Origin of the sequence: Bradyrhizobium sp. SMVTL-02 (genome assembly GCF_051853005.1) — a bacterium.
Classification (GTDB): domain Bacteria; phylum Pseudomonadota; class Alphaproteobacteria; order Rhizobiales; family Xanthobacteraceae; genus Bradyrhizobium.
The window spans coordinates 7418484-7437221 of the sequence record NZ_CP182469.1 but is presented as its reverse complement, the minus strand read 5'-3'; the positions used below and the strand labels follow the sequence as shown (position 1 = coordinate 7437221).

Below are 18738 nucleotides of genomic sequence, written 5' to 3'. Positions count from 1 at the left end.
CTGAAGCTTCGGATCGGCCCTCCGGGGGGCGCACCACGCCGCAAGAAGCGAAAGAGCTCACCCCGTTCGGGGGCCTGACAGGAGCGTCTCCACCATGAAGTTTTTCACAGGATGTATCACCGCTGCCGCGCTGGCGCTGGCCGCAGGCACGGCTCAAGCGCAGGTTCCCGCGAGCGGTATTTCGGGAGGGGCGATGATCGTGGTGTCGGATTTCGAGGGGCCCTATGCGCCGCCCGACGCCGCGCCGCCACCGCCGCCGCGCTATGGCTACGGCTATGACGAGCATGGCCCGGCCCCGGCACTGCTGCCGTCGACCGAAGTCTACGCGGTGCTGCGTGACAACGGCTTCTTGCCGCTCGGCATCCCCCGGTTGCGTGGCAGCGTCTACACCATCGCGGTGGTCGACCGCCGCGGCGACGACGGCCGGCTGGTGATCGACGCCCGCGACGGCCGGATCATCCGCTTCATGCCGGCGGCCGATGCCTACGGCATGGCGCCGCCCCATGAGGAGCGTGCGGTCGGCTCTGACGGCCCGCAGACCGCGCTGCCGCCGCCGACCATGATCCGCAGCGGCCCGCCGCGCCCGCCCGCTCCAATTCCGCATGTTGCCAAGCGCACCGTGCCGCTGCCCAAGGCGGCTCCGCAGCGCGCCGAGACGCCGGTCGCGGCGGTGAAGCCGGTCGCGCCGGTGGCGCAGCAGCCCGCACAGGCGCAAGCTCCGCAGCAGACCGCCGCCGTGCAGGCAAAGCCCGCCGAGGCCGCGCCGCAAGCCGCCGCGCCAACCGTCGGCGAGCCCAAGCCTGCTCCGACGATCCACCCGACGCAGGAGATGCCGGCCGCGCAGGGGCTGGATTAGCGCGACGCGAGTTTGACGCGGCAGTGCGCATCACACCTTCGCGCGGAGAGAGCTGGGCAAAACAAAAGGCGCCTGAGCAGTCAGGCGCCTTTTGCATTTCCGCCATCACCTCAGCTCCGCGGATACCCCGCCGCCTCCAGGATCAAATTCGCCACCTCCTTCGGATGCGACACCAGCGAGAGGTGGCCGGCGTCGAGCTCGACCGTGGTGGCGTTCATGCGCTTGGCGAGGAAGCGTTCGAGATCGGGATTGATGGTGTAGTCGTTCTTCGACACTGCGTACCAGCTCGGCTTGCTATGCCATGCCGCTTCCGTGGTGCGGCCGGCGAAGATCGAGGCTGCCGTCGGCCATTGCACGGCGTAGAGCTCCTTGGCCTGCTCGGGCTTCAGGCCATTGGCGAAATATTTCAGGAAGGACTCTTCCGACAGCTTGGTGTAGCCGTCGCGCTCGACGATGCCGGCGCGCACGGGGCCGGTCGGAAACTGTTTTGACAGTCCGACGAAATCTTCGTTCGCGTCGGGCGCGCGTGCGGCGACATAGACGAGCCCGGTGACCTTCTGATCGGTGCCGACCTGGCTGATCACGGTGCCGCCCCAGGAATGCGCGACCAGCACGGTCGGCCCATCCTGCTCGGCCAGCGCACGCCTGGTCGCCTCGACGGAGTCGGCGAGGGACGACAGCGGATTCTGCACGGCTGTCACGTGAAGGCCCGCGGCCTGGAGGATCGGGATCACCTCCGACCAGCTCGAGCCGTCGGCCCAGGCGCCGTGCACCAGCACGACGTTCTTCGCCTTCACCGTCTGCGGTGTCTGCGCGTGGGCAAGGCTGAGAGGGGCCGCCAGCAGGCTCGCGGCGAGGAAAAGGCTGCGCCAAAGGGTCATGATCGTTCTCCGTCTCGTTTCGGTGTTCGATGTCCAAAGGACGGGGCGCGGGGCAGCGGCGTTACGCTCGGTCACTTACCTGTGAGAAGCGTCCCGGCCGGGCTCGTACGGGACGCGTGCGCGAGCTTACGCGGCGGGAGCAACGTAGAGCGGCCGGCCCAACCTGTATTTCCATTTCAACCGAAAACTGCCGCTGGATTCTGCGGCGGTACGAAATAGCGACGGAGGCGTAGCCGGGGGGCTACTCGCGGCGTTTCGCGACCACGGTGGGCGCAAGTAAAAAAACGCCCCGGGGCACCGGGGCGTTTTCTCAAACCTGGAAGTGGCGTGCCGTGCTTAGGCGGCGTGCGCGGCCGAGTTCTCGATCACTTGCGCCTTCGGGGCGCTGGTGTTGATCGCGATCTGGCGCGGCTTCTTGGCCTCGGGAATCTCGCGGACGAGATCGACGTGAAGCAGGCCGTTCTCGAGCGAGGCGTCCTTCACCTGCACGAAGTCGGCAAGCTGGAAGGCGCGCTCGAAGGCACGCGCGGCGATGCCGCGATAGAGCACTTCGGATTTCGAGTTCTCGTTGGCGACCTTCTCGCCCTTGATCGTCAGCGTGTTTTCCTTCGCGACGATGGAGAGCTCGTCCTTGGCGAAGCCCGAGACCGCGACAGTGATGCGGTAGGCGTTCTCGCCGGTGCGCTCGATATTGTAGGGGGGATAGCCGGGGCTGCCGTCAGAGCCGGCCTGGTCGAGCAGGTTGAACAGACGGTCGAAGCCGACGGTGGAACGATAGAACGGGGTGAGATCGTAGGTACGCATGGTCAAGTCCTCCATTGAGCGACTGTTGGGTAACCCGCCCGCCATCGGGCCGGGCTTTAGTCTGTGTGCAGCCTGATGTTCCGGTTCCGAAACACTGGTAGCGGCCTGCACGAAGGTGATATGGGTGGGGTGAGACGGCGTTCAAGAGGGCGGCAACAGCGCCTTTTCGGCGCTCCCGCCCTTGATTTGCAGCACTTCGCGCCCAGCCCTCCGAACCATGACGCTGCTCTCGATCCCGTCCAACCCCGTTCCCGAAAACGTCGTCAGCGGCACCATCAAGACGCCCGATGGCGCCGAGCTGCGCTTTGCGCGTTGGGCGCCTCCGGCGGGCCGCAAGGGCACGGTCTGCATCTTCACCGGGCGCAGCGAGCAGATCGAGAAATATTTCGAGACCGTGCGCGACCTGCGCGACCGCGGCTTTGCGGTGGCGATGATCGACTGGCGCGGGCAGGGCCATTCCTCGCGGCGGCTGCGCGATCCGCGCAAGGGCTATGTGCGCGATTTCTCCGATTTCGAGATCGACGTCGAAACCTTCGTGCAGCAGGTGGTGCTGCCGGATTGCCCGCCACCCTTCTTCGCGCTTGCCCATTCCATGGGCGGCACGGTGTTGCTGCGGGTTGCGCATGCCGGCAAGCGCTGGTTCGACCGCATGGTGCTGTCGGCGCCGATGATCGACCTGCCCGGACGCACCACCGCGTTTCCGGCGCGGGCGCTGCTGAGGACGATGCGCCTGATGGGGATGGGCGGCCGCTATGTTCCCGGCGGCAGCGATCGCATCACCGGGCTCGACCCCTTCATCAACAATCCCCTGACCAGCGATCCCGTTCGCTATGCACGCAACGCCGCGATCCTGGAGGAGGATCCGACGCTCGGGCTCGCCTCACCCACGGTCGCCTGGGCCGACACCGCCTTCCGTACCATGCAGACCTTCAAGGGCATGAACTATCCCTCCGAGATCCGCCAGCCGATCCTGATGCTGGCGGCCTCCAACGACACCGTGGTCTCGACCGCGGCGATCGAGGAGTTCGCCTATCACTTGCGCGCCGGGTCGCATCTCGTGATCGCCGGCGCCAAGCACGAGATCCTCCAGGAGCAGGACCGCTACCGCTCCCAGTTCTGGGCCGCCTTCGACGCCTTCGTGCCGGGCACGCCATTGTTCAAGTGAGGTCTATCCGCGAGGGCGGTGCGCTCCCTCGCCTTGCGGGGAGAGGGTCGGGGTGAGGGGGAGTCCCCGCGGGGGCGGTGAGAGTCGGACTCTCGGAGAGCGCCCCCATTCTCCGTCATCGCGAGGAGCCCTTGCGACGAAGCAAATCCAGACTGTCTCCGCGGAGAGATTCTGGATTGCTTGTGCGCCAGGCAAGCTGGCGTGGTCCAACCGGTGGAAGTCCGGTCCGGGTAAGCGGTAGCGAGCGCCCGGTAGTGAGTGTTGCGTGGCCGTCGGCAACGGCGGCTGCGAAGCGTACACAACGATGCTGTGGGGTGGGCTATTGAGCCGCGAAAGACAGAAACTCGCAGAGGCCGAGCCGGTAAGCAACGTCGAAGGCAACATGTGCGGCGCCGTTATGCGAGGCGCTGACGCTCTGCCGTGGTCGAAGACCCCATCACGCAGCAAAGGACCGCGTCGGAACCTGGGAGGTCCCGCATCTGACCGATGGCAACATGCCCCCAAGGTCCGCATCGGGAAGGCGAGGAGCCAAAGCCGATGACGAACGGATGCGGGAAGTCGGAGGCGGCCGTAGTAGCGTCGAAGCCTGCGAACGAAGCGGAGCGATCCGCGGAGGAGTTGGTGGAGCGAAGGGCCGCGACCAAGGGGAATGCGGACCAGCAAAGCACGCCCCGGACGCCGAGCCGGACAAGCGTGACACAGGCGTTGGAACGCATACGGCGAACTGCAAGGGAAAGGAAGAAGGAGAGGTTCACTGCGCTGCTTCACCACATCACGCCTGAACTGCTCGAGGCGGAGTTCTTCGCGCTGAAGAAGCATGCCGCGCCGGGTGTGGACGGAATGATGTGGCGGAACTACGAGCAAGACCTCAAGGCCAATCTTGAGGACCTGCATGCTCGTGTTCACCGGGGAGCGTACCGGCCGCAGCCGTCGCGGCGGGTCCATATCCCGAAGCAGGATGGGCGGCAGCGACCGCTGGCGATTGCGTCCCTCGAGGACAAGATCGTTCAGCGGGCAACCGCTACGGTGCTCAACGCGATCTACGAGGAGGACTTCCTCGGGTTCTCGTATGGGTTCCGGCCCGGGCGCAGCGCGCACGATGCGATGGATGCGCTGCTGGTCGGAATCGAGAGCCGGCGGGTGAACTTCATTGTTGACGCCGATATCCGCTCGTTCTTCGACATGGTGGACCAGGAATGGCTCATCCGCTTCGTCGAACATCGGACCGGCGACCAGCGTATCATCCGTCTGATCCGCAAATGGCTCAAGGCGGGTGTTCTCGAAGAAGGAACGGTCAGGGTCAGCGAACAGGGGACGGCACAAGGGGCGGTGATCTCGCCGCTGCTTGCCAACATCTACCTGCACTATGCCCTCGATCTGTGGGCCGAACGCTTCAGACGGCGCGAGGCCGCGGGTGACATGATCATCGTGCGCTACGCTGACGACTTCATCGTCGGCTTCGAGCATGAGAATGAGGCCCGGCACTTCCTCGAAGAATTGCGCAAACGGCTGCAGGAGTTCGCGCTGTCACTGCACCCTGAGAAAACCCGGCTGATCGAGTTCGGACGTCATGCGGAGGACAACCGCAGGCGGCGCGGGCTCGGCAAGCCGGAGACCTTCAACTTCCTCGGCTTCACCTTCATCTGCAGCCGATCCAAGCAAGGCAAGTTCCAGATCAGGCGCAAGTCTCGCAAAGACCGCATGCGGGCGAAACTGCAAGCCGTGAAGCAGGGAATGCGACGGCGTATGCACCAGTCGGTGCTCGAACAGGGCAAATGGCTGCGGCAGGTCGTTACCGGGTACTTCAACTACCACGCGGTACCGACCAACAGCCGAGCGCTCAGCGCCTTCCGCTACTTCGTCACCGAACAATGGAGGCGGATGCTTCGGCGCCGCAGCCAGATTGACGGGACCACGTGGCAGCGGGTCGCGCGGCTTGCCTCCGACTTGCTCCCCAAGCCACAAATCCTCCATCCTTGGCCCCGAACACGCTTCACCGCTACTCACCCGAGGTGGGAGCCGTATGCGGGAAAGCCGCACGTACGGATCTGTGCGGGGGGCGCCCAGCAATGAGCGTCCCTACCGCGACCGCTGCGTCGCAATGACGGCGTGGATGTATCCTGACCGCTTCCTGCATCCGCCTTCGCTGCTGCTTCGGCGGACAAGAGCGGGTAAAGCCAGCTCACAGCGTCTTCAGATACTCGATCAGGTCGTAGCGCTCTTGCTCCTTGAGGACGCGGCCGATGGTGCCGTCCTTGCCGGGGCCTGGCGTGCCGTCGAAGGAGTGGCCGGCATTGCTGTTGCCGTACATCTCGGTGCCGTCGGACGCGCGCGTCGAGAAGCGCGACTGCCCGGTCTTGCAGCTTTCGCCGTCGGAAACTGCAAAGCCCACCTGCTTCGGATCGTAGTCGCGGCCACCACCCATGCAGAACGATTTGGGGCGCTCGGCCGCGGGGCTCAGCATCCAGTAGAGCGACGGCACCGATCCGTTGTGCAGGTACGGTGCGGTGGCCCAGACGCCGTTGAGCGGGCGCGCGCGATACCAGGGCCCCGGCTCCTTCTTGTCGGGCGGCTGCGGACCGGGATTCGGGCAGTTCTTGCGCTTGCCCCACCAGGCCTGCTGGACCTTCGGCTCGATCTTGGCATCGTCCATCGCCTTGCGGGCGACGATGTCGACGAGCACCATCAGGCCGAGCGAGTAGGGCATGTCGGTCGACGAAACATCCGGCAGATTGCAACTCCACCAGGCATTGAGGTTCTGCGTGGGATCGAGCTTGAGAAAGCCCGGCACCTGAACCGTCCGCGTCGCCAGCACGTTGGCCTGGGCGGGGTCGGTCCCCATGCCCTTGGCGCTTTTCTGGACCTCGTTCAGGAATTTGTCGTCGCCGATGGTTTCCCAGCGTGCCGACGACCAGATGCTTTGCTGCGGAAATTCGGTGTCGAACACGGGATCGTTGACCGGACCGAGATGACATTCGGTGCAGATCTCCGCATAGAGCTTGCGGCCGCGTTTGACGCGGTCGCCATCGATCTTCCAGGCATCATCGCCGAAGATGTCCGACGGCCATTTCGGCGACGTCAGCCCGGAGAGCTGCTTCTTCGGATAGGGCGCCTGCCCCTTCAGCAGATCCTCGATCCAGTTCAGGTTCTTGATGTCCATCGAGGAGCGGAACAGCGTGTCCCTGGGCGTATTGTCGGACAAATTGAGCAGCGCGGTCACGCCCAGCGCTTCGCCGGAATTGCGGATCAGCGGCTGTTCGATCGACGCGTCGTATTGCGCGTATTTGAGCCAGGGCACGGTCCAGATCGGCGGGAAGCTGACCGGCGCGTCCTTGGCGTGCAGATTCTTCTCGAAGCCGCTGAGGCCGCTGAGCGCCATGTCCTGGGAGAAGACCTGGTTGCCGATGCGGTTGAGCGCGTCGAGGCGGCCATAGCCTTCCTCCGTGTCCTGCTGCGGCTCGTCCCGCTTGGTCTTCTCGTTGAACCGCGTCTTGCCCTCGATGGTCTTGGTGTAGGTCTTCTCCCAGTCAACCAGGAACGTGCCGATCGCGCTCAGCTTCTGCTTCAGCGCATCGCGGTCCGCATCGCTGGCGGAGGGGCCGAGCACGCGGTCGGCGAAGCGCGTGAAGCGGCCCGGGACGTAGAGCGTGTAGGCGATCGACAGGCCGGTCGTGATCTCGAGCTTCCGGAGGTCGGTCATCGCCGGGCCGCCGTCGAAACGAATGTCGATGCCCTTGTAGTGGATCTGGCCAGTGTGGCAGGCAGCGCAGGTCAGGCCGATCCGGTCCTCGCCGATCTGCCCCGTCGCGGGATCGGGTACGCCGGTCATGCGTGCAAAGCCGACGGGCAGGCCGCCAACGTTCTCGGCCTGGGCACCCCAGTTGACCGGCGGCTCCCAGAGCCGCGCCGGCACCGGCTTCGTCTTGTCGTAGACGTTGGCATAGCCGAACCGGCGCAGCGTGGCGTCGTCGGCGTTGATCGTCGGCGGGCTCGGGATGAAGCCGAAGCGCTGCAGATGGTCGCTGTCATGCAGCATCCCGGGCATTGCGAAGAAATGAAGCCGCGGCTGCTCGAGCGCCATGAACCAGCGATAGGGCACCGGGAAGGTCGCGGTGCCCTGGCTGGTGTGATGAAACCAGTGCCGATCCTCCAGCGCCCAGTTCTGCTCGAGCCAGTACGCGGCGCGCGCTTCGACGTGCGCAGGCAATGGCGGCGCCACCAGGTTGCCGAGCATGCCGGGCAGCATCGGCTGGAATTGATCCGGAAAGCGCAGCGCCACGATGCCAAAGACGAGGAGCGCGGCGACGAGTCCGCCGGCAGCGCGCAAGATCAGCGACGGCGGGGTGACCGGCTGGCTCACCATCCGCTGCGTGATCCTGTCGGGAAACTTGCGCTCGTTGAACAATGTCCTCACCTCGGCCACGCTGAGATAGCGGTCATCACCCTGACCCTTGCCCATGATCTTGAGCAGAACTGGCCATTCGAACTTCATCAGGATCGGGTAGTACCAGCGCGCTTGCCTGCCGGCGCGCTTGAGGTTGTCCTTCATGAAGGTCTGGATTTGCGAGGCGTCGAGCCCCGTCTCTGTGCCGCCATCGGGGTCGGTATAGGTGCCGCCGAAGCTGGCGAGCCGCGCGATCTCGTCCTCGTTGACGTGTCCGTCGACGCCGAGGATGCGCGAGCCGGCGCCGAGCTTGTCGAGCGGGCCGCCGCGCAAGCCATTGAGCTGCGCGCCCCAGAAGATGCTTTGCAGGATGTGACAGGCGCCGTTGGCGATCAGCGCGACGCCGCGGACCTCGATGCGGGCCGAGGTCTTCTTGAGCCCCGTCTCGCCGCTTGCATTCGCGATGGTCTGCGACAGCGTCCGCAGCGGGACGGTGCCGCCGTCGACGAAGCCTTCGCCGACGAGGCCGCGCAGGAATGGACAGGGATTGTTCGGCGAGACCTGGATCGAGGGGTCGAAGGGCGGCTTCGAAGCGCGGTCATGCATGGCCCAAAATCCTGAAAACAGCGAATCGAAAAAAGACGCGCTGATCAAGCGCGCAAAGTCCTAACAAACCGACAGCAGAGTATACTACTTCAGCGTGTGATGAAGTGTGGCTGATTTCACTGTCCTGTCAACAACAGCGGACGCGAGCAGCTTGCCGCGCAGGATGGGGCCGTCGCGGCTCGTCAGGACTCGGCGGCGCGTTTGACGTCGCTCTGGACCAGGGTCAGCTTGCCGAGCGGCACGCCGGCCTTCAGCAGTCCCTCGCGGTAATGGGCGAGGTTCTCCGGGCGCTTCCAGTGAAAATTGCGCAGGTGACGGTCAACGTTCAGGGTCGGGTAGTTCGTCATGAGCACCTTGGTGGCCTCGTCGGCCTCGTCGGTCCGCCCGAGTTGCGCCAGCGCCGCGGCGCGGATCGCCAGCGCCTGCATGTGGTTCGGGTTGATGTAGAGCTGCTCGCGGGCCCACGACAGGGTCGCGTCATATTGTCTTAGGAGATAATGGCTGAAGGCGTTCAGCGCGGCCCATTGGTAGCGCGGGTCGCTGTTGTCGCGCTGCGCCGCCATCGAGAACAGCTCGATCGCCTCGCGATGCTCGCCGATGACGAAATGGCAGATGCCGAGCACGCCGCGTGCGCCGTGGTCATAGGGGTTGAGCGCGACCGCCCGTTTGGCGGCGTCCATCGCGGCCTCGTAATGTCCCTCCATCGCATGGGCCCAGGACAGGATCGAGAACGCGAAGGAGGAGCGCGGGTCGAGCCGGACGCTGGTCTCGGCGAGGTTCATCGCCTCAGCCCACATCTCCCTTGTGCCCTTGACCCAGCCGAACTGGATGCTCTGGATCTGGATCGTGGCGAGATAGGCATGCGCGATCGACAGCTTGGGATCGAGCTGGATCGCCTCCCGGAACAGGTCGACCGCGGCGGCCAGATCTTCCTTGGTCTGCCGGTAGTAGTGCGACAGTCCCTTGAGGAAGCGGTCCCAGGCCGAGACGTCGGTCGAGAGCCGCGCCGGCGCGGATGCTTCCGCCCGGACGATCTCGGTGGCGATGGCGGCGGACAGGTTGGTGGTGATCTCGTCCTGCATCGCGAACAAATCGCCGATGTCGCGGTCGTAGCGCCCGGTCCAGAGCTGCTCGCCGGTCTCCGGCGCGATCAGCTCGGCGGTGACGCGGATCTTGGCGCCGGCGCGCCGCACCGAGCCCTGGATCAGATAGGTGGCGTCGATCTCGCGCGCGATCAGGCGCGTGCTCAGATTCTTGCCCTTGAAGGCGAAGGTCGAGTTGCGGCTCAGCACGCGATAGAAGGATTGCAGCGAGAGCGCGTGGATCAGATCCTCGGTGAGGCCGTCGGAGAAATATTCGTCCTGGGCGTCGCTGAGATTGGCGAAGGGCAGCACGCCGACGATCGCCGTGCGGTACTGCTGCGAGAGGACGCATGCCTCCCGAAGCTCCGGCGCGAGCGCGGGCGCGCCCTCGGGCATCCAGGTAAAGACCCCGACCGCGTCCTTGATGTTCTTGAAGCGATGGTTGCCGGCATCGGTCAGCGGCACGGTGAGATGCTTGCACGCCTCCCGGTAGGCCTTGGCCGAGATGGCGAAGCCGCCGGGGCGCGCCACCGATTCGAGGCGGACGGCAATATTGACATCGTCACCGAAGACCTCGTCCTCGTCGGCGATGACGTCGCCCATGTGGATGCCGAGCCGGAATTGCATGGCGCGATCGGCGGGCAGATGGTGGTTCCGCTCCGCCATCAGCGTCTGCATCGCGATCGCCGCCTCGGTGGCGCCGACGATGGAGGCGAACTCCAGCAGGAAGCCGTCGCCGGTGTTCTTCACGACGCGGCCGCCGTGATTGAGGATGATGGGGTGAATCGCAGCGCGATGGGCCTTGAAGGCGGCATGGGTGCCGGCTTCGTCGCTGCCCATCATGCGCGAATAGCCGGCGACATCGGCGCAGACGATGGCTGCCAGACGTCTTTCCATATCCTCGGAGCTCCAAGGGAGGGGGACCGGCCACGGCGTGGCAGTCGCCTCGAATCGCGGATTTCAAGAACCCTGCCTTTATAAAGCAGATGCGGCCGTGTGAAAGTATCAACCGCATTGCAAATTCGACGTAAATCCTGCGCAATCCCGGCGGTGGACGGGGCGGAGCGAACCGATTAAGCCCGGTTTGACGGCACCGGGGGGCATTTCGCATGGTGGGCATTCACGAAATCTGGCTCTTCGTCCTGTCCGGCATACTGCTCAACATCACGCCCGGGCCCGATAGCGTCTACGTGATCGGCCGCAGCATGCAGATGGGCTGGCGGGGCGGAGCCGCCGCCGCTTTCGGTATCAGTTGCGGCTGCTTTTTCCATGTCGCGGGCGCGGCGATCGGCCTTTCGGCCCTGCTGATGGCCTCCTCGACGGCTTTCTCGATCCTGAAGCTGGTCGGCGCGGCCTATTTGGTCGTGACAGGCCTCCTGATGCTGTGGTCGCGGCCGGCGCTGGCGTTGGCCACCGACGAGCCGGAGCGGAGTTCGCTGAGGCGGGTGTTCCTGCAGGGCGTCTTCACCAACGCGCTCAATCCCAAGGTCGCGCTGTTCTTCCTGGCTTTCCTGCCGCAATTCGTCGCAGCTGACGCGCCCCACAAGCCGCTCGCCTTCCTGACGCTCGGGCTGATCTTCATCTTTACGGGAACGCTGTGGTGCCTGGTGCTCGCGGCCTTTGCGGCCAAGGCCTCCCATCGCCTGCCGACCTCCGAGGGCGCGATCGCCTGGGTCAATCGCGCGCTCGGCGGCCTCTTCATCTATCTCGGTATCCGCGTCGCAATGCTGGAGAGCCGGTAAATCGTCCGAATTACGCGAACTCCTTCGCCAGCGCGCTGCCGGCGAGATACAGGCCAAGCAGGATCATCGCGATCAGGAACCAGCGGCGAAACGCTTCCGCCGGCATCCGCTGCCGCACCGACTGGCCGATGAACATGCCGGCAAAGGCCATGGCAAGGCCCACGGCGCCGGGCACGGCATTGGCCGGCGTCAGCAATCCGCCGGCGGTGAGGTTGAAGGCGAGCGCCAGCGTCGCGGTGGTGAAGAACACGCCGAGCGCCTGCACCAATTCGTCCTTCTCCATGCCGATCGCTTGCATGAAGGGCATCGAGGGGATCACCTGCACGCCGGTCGAGGCCGAGATCACGCCCGTAATGACGCCGACCACGCCGCCGACCCATCTCTCGTTCCTGGGCGCAACGCGGAAGTGGAACTTGTTCAGCCCGATCGCGGAATAGATGATGAGCAGCACGCCGAGCACGATCGTGCCGTAGCTCGCATGAGGACCGGTCAGCGCGCCGGCATTGAGCCAGCAGCCGATCACGGTGCCTATCATCAGCGGCCACAGCCGCTTGAGGATGTCGCGCAAGTAGGGGCCGACGAATGTCTGCCAGATATTGGTGACGATGGCCGGCACGATCACGATGGCGATCGCGCGGCTCGGCGCCATGCTCACCGCGAGCAGGCCCATGGAGACGGTCGGCAGCCCAAGCCCGATCACGCCCTTGACGAATCCGGCGACCAGGAACACGGCGGCGATGATGAAGAGGAGCGGGTCGATCATGCCGGCACATTGACCGAAGCCGCGATCAGGCACAATCTGGAGCTTACGGAGACAGCCTTCGGGCCTTGCGTAGGCTGGGGAGAAATCCGCCCATGCGTTTCGATCTCGTCGATCTCCAGCTCTTCATCGCGGTCGCCGACCAGCGCAGCATCACGCGCGGCGCGGAGCGGTCGCATCTGGCGCTCGCCTCGGCCAGCGCGCGCATCAAGGGACTCGAGGATGCGCTCGGCGTCGCGCTGCTCAAGCGCGGGCGCCGCGGCGTCGAGTTGACGGCGGCCGGCGAGAGCCTGCTCGACCATGCCCGGCTGGTGATTCACCAGATCGACGCCATGCGTGGCGATCTCGCGGGCTTTGCCAGCGGCGTGCGCGCCAGCGTGCATTTCCTCGTCAACACCTCGGGCCTGTCGGAGCACCTGCCCAAGGCGCTGGCCGGATTCCTGCACGAGTACCGCGACGTCGCCGTCGACATCGAGGAGCGCGAGAGCACGGATATCGCGGCCGCGATCACCGCGGGCGCCGCCGATCTCGGTTTCGCCGCCGAGCATGCGCTGCCGGACCACATCGAGCGCTTCGTGTTCAGCGAGGATCATTTGACGCTGGTGACATCGCGGCGCGGCCCGTTCGCCGGCCGTCGCCAGATCGATTTTCAGGAGACGGGCGCTTGCGACTTCGTCGGGCTGACCAGCGCCACCGCGCTCCAGATGCACATTTCGAAACACGCCGCCCGGCTCGGCATGCGCCCGCATTACCGCGCACGCATGCGCGATTTCGATGCGATCTGCCAGATGGTCGCCGCCGATGTCGGCATCGCGCTGGTGCCGATATCCGCCGCGCGCCGCTGCGCCAGGCTGATGCCGCTCACCATGATCCGCCTGCGCGACGCCTGGGCCAACCGCAAGCTCGTGATCTGCGCGCGCAGCTTCAAGACGCTGCCAAGGCCGGCGAAGCTGCTGGTGGAGCATCTGCGGGCAGAGGCGGTGTGAGGGGACGCTTAGAGCGGTTCACGGATTTATTGAATCGGAAGGGATTCCGGGTCTGGGACGAATATGATTCAAGATGCTGGCTGGGCTGGAGGCCAGCATCCGATGGTCCGACCAATTTCCAACGATTTGCGTAAGCGTGCGGTATCCGCTGTTGCCAAAGGTGAGAGCTGCCGATCTGTGGCGGAACGGTTTGGCGTTGCTGTCTCGTCAGTTGTGAAGTGGTCACAGCGTTATCGAACGACCGGCTCGGTAGCGCCTGGCAAGATGGGTGGTCACCGCAAGCCTGTGCTTGATCCGCACCGCGCCTTCATCGTCGAGCGGATTACTCAGACGCCGCACCTGACGCTGCATGGTCTGAAGGCGGAACTGGCAGCCCGTGGGGTCAAGGTCTCACACAATGCGGTCTGGCTGTTCCTGCGCCGGGAAGGGCTGCGGTTCAAAAAAAACACTGTTCGCCCTCGAACAGGCTCGCGCCGACGTCTCTCGTAGGCGCTTGCGTTGGCGAGCCTGGCAGGCCGGGCTCGATCCGGGCCGGCTCGTCTTCATCGATGAGACCTGGATCAAGACCAACATGGCCCCTTTGCGAGGCTGGGGACCCAAAGGGGCGCGCCTGCGCGGCTTCGCTCCGCACGGTCACTGGCGTACCCTCACATTCCTCGGCGCGCTCCGCCATGACCAACTCACGGCACCCTGCGTCTTCGATGGCCCGATCAACGGTGAATGCTTCCGTGGTTACGTAAAGCACATTCTCCTGCCAACCCTGCGTGAAGGCGACATCGTCATTCTCGACAATCTCGGAAGCCATAAGTCGAAAGCCGTCAGGCAAATGATCAAGGCTGCTGGCGCCAGACTCTGGTACCTGCCGCCATACTCGCCCGACCTCAACCCAATCGAACAGGCCTTCTCCAAGATCAAACACTGGATGCGGCAAGCTCAGAAGCGCTCAATCGAGGAGACTTGGCGCCATATCGGTCACCTCGTCCAAGACATCCAGCCTCGCGAATGCGCCAACTACTTCGCCAGCGCCGGTTATGCTTCAATCAAAATGTGAAACGCTCTAGCGCGTTCTGCATCGGAGGTGCGCTCCCTCTCCCGCAAGCGGGAGAGGGTTGGGGAGAGGGTTGGGGAGAGGGTGTCTCCGCCGGGGTGATGCCCCGAGAGGCGAAAGCCCTCACCCGCTGCGCTCTCGTTGGGCCCGCCGTCCGGGAACGGCACGATCAGCTTGATCGGTTTTGTGGGAAAATTCTGCGCCGATGCCAATGACGGCAGCAGCACGCTCGCCTTTGTTATTGGTTGAGCAGCCGCAAGGCTTCTTCGTGAACCCTGGCATCGCCCGCGGCAACAATGCGGCCGCCGCCCTGGGCCGGCTTGCCTTCCCAGGTGGTGACGACGCCGCCGGCGCCGGTCACGATCGGGATCAGGGCCGCGATGTCGTAGGGCTTCAGCTCGGTCTCGACCACGAGGTCGACATGGCCAGCCGCCAGCATGCAATAGGAGTAGCAATCGCCGCCATAGCGCGACAGCCGGGCGCCCTGCTCGATCCGGCCGAAGATGGCCCGGTCGCGCTCGTTCATGAGCAGCGGCGAGGTGGTGTAGGTCGTGGCTTCCGCGAGCGAGGCGCAGCGGCGGACCTGGAGCCGGCGCTCGCCGGAGGGGCCCTTGTAATTGGCCGAGCCGTTGTCGCCGGAAAAGCGCTCGCCAATGAAGGGCTGGTGCATCATGCCGTACACCGGCGTGCCCTTGTGCAGCAGCGCGATCAGCGTGCCCCAGATCGGGAAGCCTCCGATGAACGACTTCGTGCCGTCGATGGGGTCGAGCACCCAGACATAGTCGGCGTCCTCGCGCTCATTGCCGAATTCCTCGCCGACGATGCCGTGCTGGGGGAAGCTCGCCTTGATCAGCCGCCGCATTACCGCTTCAGCCGCGCGGTCGGCCTCCGTCACGGGGTCGAAATCCTTGGTCTTGCTCTTGTCGTCGATCGACAGCGAGGTGCGGAAGAACGGCAGGATGGTTTCGCCGGCGGCGGTGGCGAGCCGTCCGATGAAGGCGGAGAAGTCGATCACCGTCACGGTGAGTTCCTCGAAACGAAAGTCAGTGTGAAGCTCGCTCCTGCGTAGCTCAATTCGCCTCTCGCGTGCAGCGCTGTCTTGATTTGCACCCCGGTATTTTGAATACCCGACATGGCTGCCCCAAGTGAGCCATTTGCTGGCCAAATATCGATCACAGAGTTGAAAACTTGGTTCCGACCATGCCTTGTTTGTATGCAAATGATGATCAACCCATTGAAATTCCTTATCAAAGGAACTGAATCTAGGTTTCTCTTAAAGCAACTGAGCCATGTGCGTAGTGCATGGGAATCGACGCAAAAGCCCTTGCACTTTGTGCGACGCGGCCGCATATTGTTGCGGTGCGGTAGCGCTCTGCGTTACCGCTGCCCTCCTTGGGCGTTTCCTCCCTAGACTTGGGCCGCTTCTTCATCAGAAGCGGCCCTTTTTTCTTTGGCCCTGCTTTCGTTTCAGAGCGCGCAACAAGGCGAAGCGCAAATGCGTTCGCGCCGGATGCGCGCGCCGAGCGCGCGAAAAGAAAAGCTGTCGTCTATTCCGCCGCGGCCTGGAACGGGCCGAGATCTCCGAACGGGATCGTGGTGGCCAGCACGTCGGCGAGCACCGCGAAATCGGCGGCGACTTTCGCAAAGCGCGGGCTGCGCTCGCGCCGTCGCTCGTCCATGTAGATGGCGCGATTGAGCTCGAGCTGCACCGCGTGCAGGCCGCTCGCGGGGTTGCCGTAGTGCTCGGTGATGAAGCCGCCGGCATAGGGCTTGTTGCGGCCGATCGAATAGCCGAGCCCCGTCATGGTCTCCTCGACCCTGTCGGGCAGCAGCGGCGTGCAACTGGTGCCGTAGCGGTCGCCGATCACGACGTCGGGCCGGCGCGGCTCGTCCCTGCTGACGCCGACCGACGGCATCGAATGGCAGTCGACCAGCACCACGGTGCCGAACATCTGGTGCACCTTGTTGATCAGCCGGCGCAGCGCGCGATGATAGGGCTTGTACAGCGTCTCGATCCGCCCCAGCGCGTCGTCGACCAGGATGCGGTCGCGATAGATCTCCTGGCCGTCGCCGACCACGCGCGGAATGGTGCCGAGGCCGCCGGCGACCCGCATCGAGCGGGTGTTGGCAAAGCTCGGCAGGCGGCCGGTGAACATGCGGGGGTCGAGCTCATAGGGCTCGCGGTTGACGTCGACATAGGAGCGCGGAAAGTTGACCCGCACGGTTGGAAAGCCGCGCGCGCTCAAGTGGCCGATCAGCTCGTCCATGAACGAATCTTCCGAGCGCCGCAGCGTCGGCAGGTCGATCCGCGACGCTGCCAGAAATTCGTCCGGATAGGTCGAGCCGGAATGGGGCGAGTTGAAGATGACAGGCGCGCGCCATTCGGCGGGCTCGAAGATCTCGAACGCTGGCGACATCTCGCCGTCAAACCGGGTCATCTTCTCAGGCTTCGTCCCTTGCTCAGGCTTCGCCCCCTGTGGCGCCGCACGATCCGGCATGGCCCCGGATCGAATGATTCGGCCGGTCGAGCGGCTCTTATGTGTCGTCATTGTCCGGAATCGCAACCATTCTGCCAAGCGAAAAGATGTGATGGACGCTGGAACTGGTCTTAACCGTGCGGGCTCCGGGGTGGGGACCGGCTCGTCCGGCTCGATTGATTCGGAGCCCGTTCGGGTCCACAAAGAGCAGGCAGCGCAGCCGGCCCATGGTAAAGATTTTCACCCCAAATTTACCCTCTGTCGGGCTAAGTGACCTCTGCTGATATCCTCTGGGGATTCGACGTTTCCTGCCATGCCAAAGATCCTGCTCGCCGAAGACGACAACGACATGCGCCGTTTCCTGGTCAAGGCGCTGGAAAACGCCGGTTTTCAGGTCTCGTCCCATGACAACGGCATGGCCGCCTATCAGCGGCTGCGGGAGGAGCCGTTCGAGATGCTGCTGACCGATATCGTGATGCCGGAAATGGATGGCATCGAGCTCGCCCGCCGGGCCTCGGAACTCGACCCCGACATCAAGATCATGTTCATCACCGGCTTTGCCGCGGTGGCCTTGAACTCGGATTCGGACGCCCCCAAGAACGCCAAGGTGCTGTCCAAGCCCGTGCATCTGCGCGAATTGGTCAGCGAAGTGAACAAGATGCTGGCGGCCTAAATCGGCGCCGTTCCGTCCTTGCGCTGGGTCCCCTGAGCCGTTATAGGGACCCCACCGATGAAATGACCTCTAGGGCACGTAGCTCAGCGGGAGAGCACTACCTTGACATGGTAGGGGTCACAGGTTCGATCCCTGTCGTGCCCACCATCCTTCGCTCGCGATAGCAGAGAGAAGGATGCCACGCCGGAGCCCAACGGGCGCAGGCGGCTCGCAGTCGCGAGCCACGGTCGGCAAGCCCAATCCCCTCTATCTCAGTTCCGTATTCGCGACCGGCATGATCGAGGCGACGTGCCAGCCGGTCGCGTCCTGAACATAGGTCTGGCTGATCAGAAACGTATTCTGCTGCGGCGGCTCGCCCGGAAGCGCGCGCGTGAAAACGATCGGGACGAGGATCTGCATGGCCTCGTTCGAGAGCACGGCGACGTGGAATTTCGACATGTCGGGCTCGAGGTGCCAGGTGCCCTCGTAATAGCCCTTGAAGCGCGCGGCGACGTCATCGCGGCCGCGCGTCTCGATGCCTCTGGCAAACAGCAGTGTGCCGGGCGAGTTCAGCAGCATGGCCTTCACCGCGTCCGCGTCATGCGCATTCTGCGCCGCGATGAATCTTTCGAAGATGGCCCGTGCCTCGGCGTCGTTTGCGGCAGCACGCGCCCTCCGGCCGACCAGAACGTTGCGGCGAGAAACAGCGCCGCGGTCACCGCCGCAACATGACGACGTCCTGAAAATCGCGGTGGCCTGATGGTGCTTGGAGACGTTTCGGGCCGGGTCATGTTCACCTCTGGTCGTTTGCAGGATTGTTTGAATGCTGATCGTCATACCATTGCTGGTAGCGCCCGCGTTTTCAGGATTGCATGATCGGCGGTAGTCACGAGATCACGGAAGGGTTAGTCGAGGCTGTCGGCTGTCGTGGCACGCACGAGGCAAGCTCTCGCCGCCCGCCCGAAGTTGAGTTATCGTCCGGTGCATCCATCGGGGCTACCGGCGCGACGGAGATGAATCGCAGTGAGGGGAACGATGCGGACGAGCTGTCTTGCCGCAGCGCTGGCGCTGATGGCGTCGCGCGCCGACGCCGCGATCATCGACTGGCAGGCCGAGCTTCAGCGCTGCCGCGAACTGCGTCAGAGCGTGGCGCCGCTGCTGCAGGCCGGCGAGGGGATCTCCGCCGTCGGCCGCTCCAACAGATCCGTCCGCCGCTGCATCTGGATACAGCGCATGGCGGTGCGGAAGAAAATTCCGGGCGCGGAGGTCTGGTAGTGTTACGGGCCATGCTATCG

16 protein-coding genes, 1 tRNA gene and 1 pseudogene are annotated in these 18738 nt (G+C 64.6%); 9 read left to right on the top strand and 9 right to left on the bottom strand.

Annotated elements, in window-relative coordinates:
- Positions 1–94 precede the first annotated feature (94 nt).
- Positions 95–856, top strand: a complete 762-nt coding sequence (locus tag ACNJYB_RS35635) for a hypothetical protein (RefSeq protein WP_439371312.1) — start codon at positions 95–97, stop codon at positions 854–856.
- A 110-nt stretch (positions 857–966) separates the two neighbouring features.
- Here the strand turns inward: ACNJYB_RS35635 and ACNJYB_RS35630 are convergent, their stop codons facing one another.
- Together ACNJYB_RS35630 and ACNJYB_RS35625 are read right to left on the bottom strand one after the other, a co-directional pair.
- On the bottom strand, positions 967–1737 hold the full coding sequence (locus tag ACNJYB_RS35630) for an alpha/beta fold hydrolase (RefSeq protein WP_439371310.1): 771 nt from the start codon (positions 1735–1737) through the stop codon (positions 967–969).
- A gap of 336 nt (positions 1738–2073) precedes the next feature.
- Positions 2074–2541 (bottom strand): Hsp20 family protein, encoded by a 468-nt coding sequence (locus ACNJYB_RS35625; protein WP_439371308.1) that lies wholly within the window; start codon positions 2539–2541, stop codon positions 2074–2076.
- A 217-nt stretch (positions 2542–2758) separates the two neighbouring features.
- Between ACNJYB_RS35625 and ACNJYB_RS35620 the strand changes: the two genes are divergently transcribed.
- Entirely contained in the window at positions 2759–3706 is a 948-nt protein-coding gene (locus ACNJYB_RS35620; protein ID WP_439371306.1) for an alpha/beta fold hydrolase, read from the top strand.
- Positions 3707–4399: 693 nt separating this feature from the next.
- A complete protein-coding gene (ltrA, locus tag ACNJYB_RS35615; RefSeq protein ID WP_439368749.1) occupies positions 4400–5779 on the top strand; it encodes a group II intron reverse transcriptase/maturase in 1380 nt (459 codons plus the stop codon).
- A gap of 109 nt (positions 5780–5888) precedes the next feature.
- Here ltrA and ACNJYB_RS35610 read toward each other — a convergent pair whose 3' ends face one another.
- On the bottom strand, positions 5889–8696 hold the full coding sequence (locus tag ACNJYB_RS35610) for a di-heme-cytochrome C peroxidase (protein ID WP_439371304.1): 2808 nt from the start codon (positions 8694–8696) through the stop codon (positions 5889–5891).
- Positions 8697–8878: 182 nt separating this feature from the next.
- Complete coding sequence (locus tag ACNJYB_RS35605) at positions 8879–10675, bottom strand: adenylate/guanylate cyclase domain-containing protein (protein WP_439371302.1); 1797 nt, start codon at positions 10673–10675, stop codon at positions 8879–8881.
- 212 nt (positions 10676–10887) lie between these two features.
- Between ACNJYB_RS35605 and ACNJYB_RS35600 the strand changes: the two genes are divergently transcribed.
- Entirely contained in the window at positions 10888–11520 is a 633-nt protein-coding gene (locus ACNJYB_RS35600; protein WP_439371300.1) for a LysE family translocator, read from the top strand.
- Between the two features lie 10 nt (positions 11521–11530).
- Here ACNJYB_RS35600 and ACNJYB_RS35595 read toward each other — a convergent pair whose 3' ends face one another.
- Positions 11531–12283 (bottom strand): sulfite exporter TauE/SafE family protein, encoded by a 753-nt coding sequence (locus ACNJYB_RS35595; RefSeq protein ID WP_439371299.1) that lies wholly within the window; start codon positions 12281–12283, stop codon positions 11531–11533.
- 92 nt (positions 12284–12375) lie between these two features.
- Between ACNJYB_RS35595 and ACNJYB_RS35590 the strand changes: the two genes are divergently transcribed.
- Both ACNJYB_RS35590 and ACNJYB_RS35585 read left to right on the top strand, forming a co-directional pair.
- The gene (locus ACNJYB_RS35590) at positions 12376–13266 is read left to right on the top strand and encodes a LysR substrate-binding domain-containing protein (RefSeq protein ID WP_439371297.1); all 891 of its coding nucleotides are present in this window, start codon (positions 12376–12378) and stop codon (positions 13264–13266) included.
- A 102-nt stretch (positions 13267–13368) separates the two neighbouring features.
- Positions 13369–14317 (top strand): IS630 family transposase gene (locus ACNJYB_RS35585; protein WP_439368321.1). Its coding sequence is split into 2 segments (ribosomal slippage): positions 13369–13704 and positions 13706–14317, totalling 948 coding nucleotides; the frame shifts between segments, so codons are not numbered across the junction.
- Positions 14318–14442: 125 nt separating this feature from the next.
- Here ACNJYB_RS35585 and ACNJYB_RS35580 read toward each other — a convergent pair.
- The 3 genes and pseudogenes from ACNJYB_RS35580 to ACNJYB_RS35570 form a co-directional block, all read right to left on the bottom strand.
- Positions 14443–14556: pseudogene (locus ACNJYB_RS35580) on the bottom strand (tripartite tricarboxylate transporter substrate binding protein); the annotation flags it as partial.
- A complete protein-coding gene (gene hisN, locus ACNJYB_RS35575) occupies positions 14553–15335 on the bottom strand; it encodes a histidinol-phosphatase (protein ID WP_439371296.1) in 783 nt (260 codons plus the stop codon). The pseudogene ACNJYB_RS35580 and the gene hisN, both read right to left, overlap by 4 nt.
- Before the next feature lie 526 nt (positions 15336–15861).
- Positions 15862–16752 carry an N-formylglutamate amidohydrolase gene (locus ACNJYB_RS35570; RefSeq protein WP_439371295.1) on the bottom strand — a complete coding sequence of 297 codons (891 nt, stop codon included), beginning with the start codon at positions 16750–16752 and terminating at the stop codon, positions 15862–15864.
- Positions 16753–17104: 352 nt separating this feature from the next.
- Here ACNJYB_RS35570 and cpdR point away from each other — a divergent pair, with 352 nt between their 5' ends.
- Together cpdR and ACNJYB_RS35560 are read left to right on the top strand one after the other, a co-directional pair.
- Positions 17105–17464, top strand: coding sequence for a cell cycle two-component system response regulator CpdR (cpdR, locus tag ACNJYB_RS35565; protein WP_007597092.1), 360 nt, complete (start codon positions 17105–17107; stop codon positions 17462–17464).
- A 72-nt stretch (positions 17465–17536) separates the two neighbouring features.
- Positions 17537–17611, top strand: a tRNA-Val gene (locus ACNJYB_RS35560).
- A 99-nt stretch (positions 17612–17710) separates the two neighbouring features.
- On the opposite strand, the gene ACNJYB_RS35555 is transcribed toward ACNJYB_RS35560, so the two are convergent.
- Complete coding sequence (locus tag ACNJYB_RS35555) at positions 17711–18022, bottom strand: hypothetical protein (protein ID WP_439371294.1); 312 nt, start codon at positions 18020–18022, stop codon at positions 17711–17713.
- A gap of 456 nt (positions 18023–18478) precedes the next feature.
- On the opposite strand from ACNJYB_RS35555, the gene ACNJYB_RS35550 reads away from it, so the two are divergent.
- Complete coding sequence (locus ACNJYB_RS35550) at positions 18479–18718, top strand: hypothetical protein (RefSeq protein WP_439371293.1); 240 nt, start codon at positions 18479–18481, stop codon at positions 18716–18718.
- Positions 18719–18738: the final 20 nt, after the last annotated feature.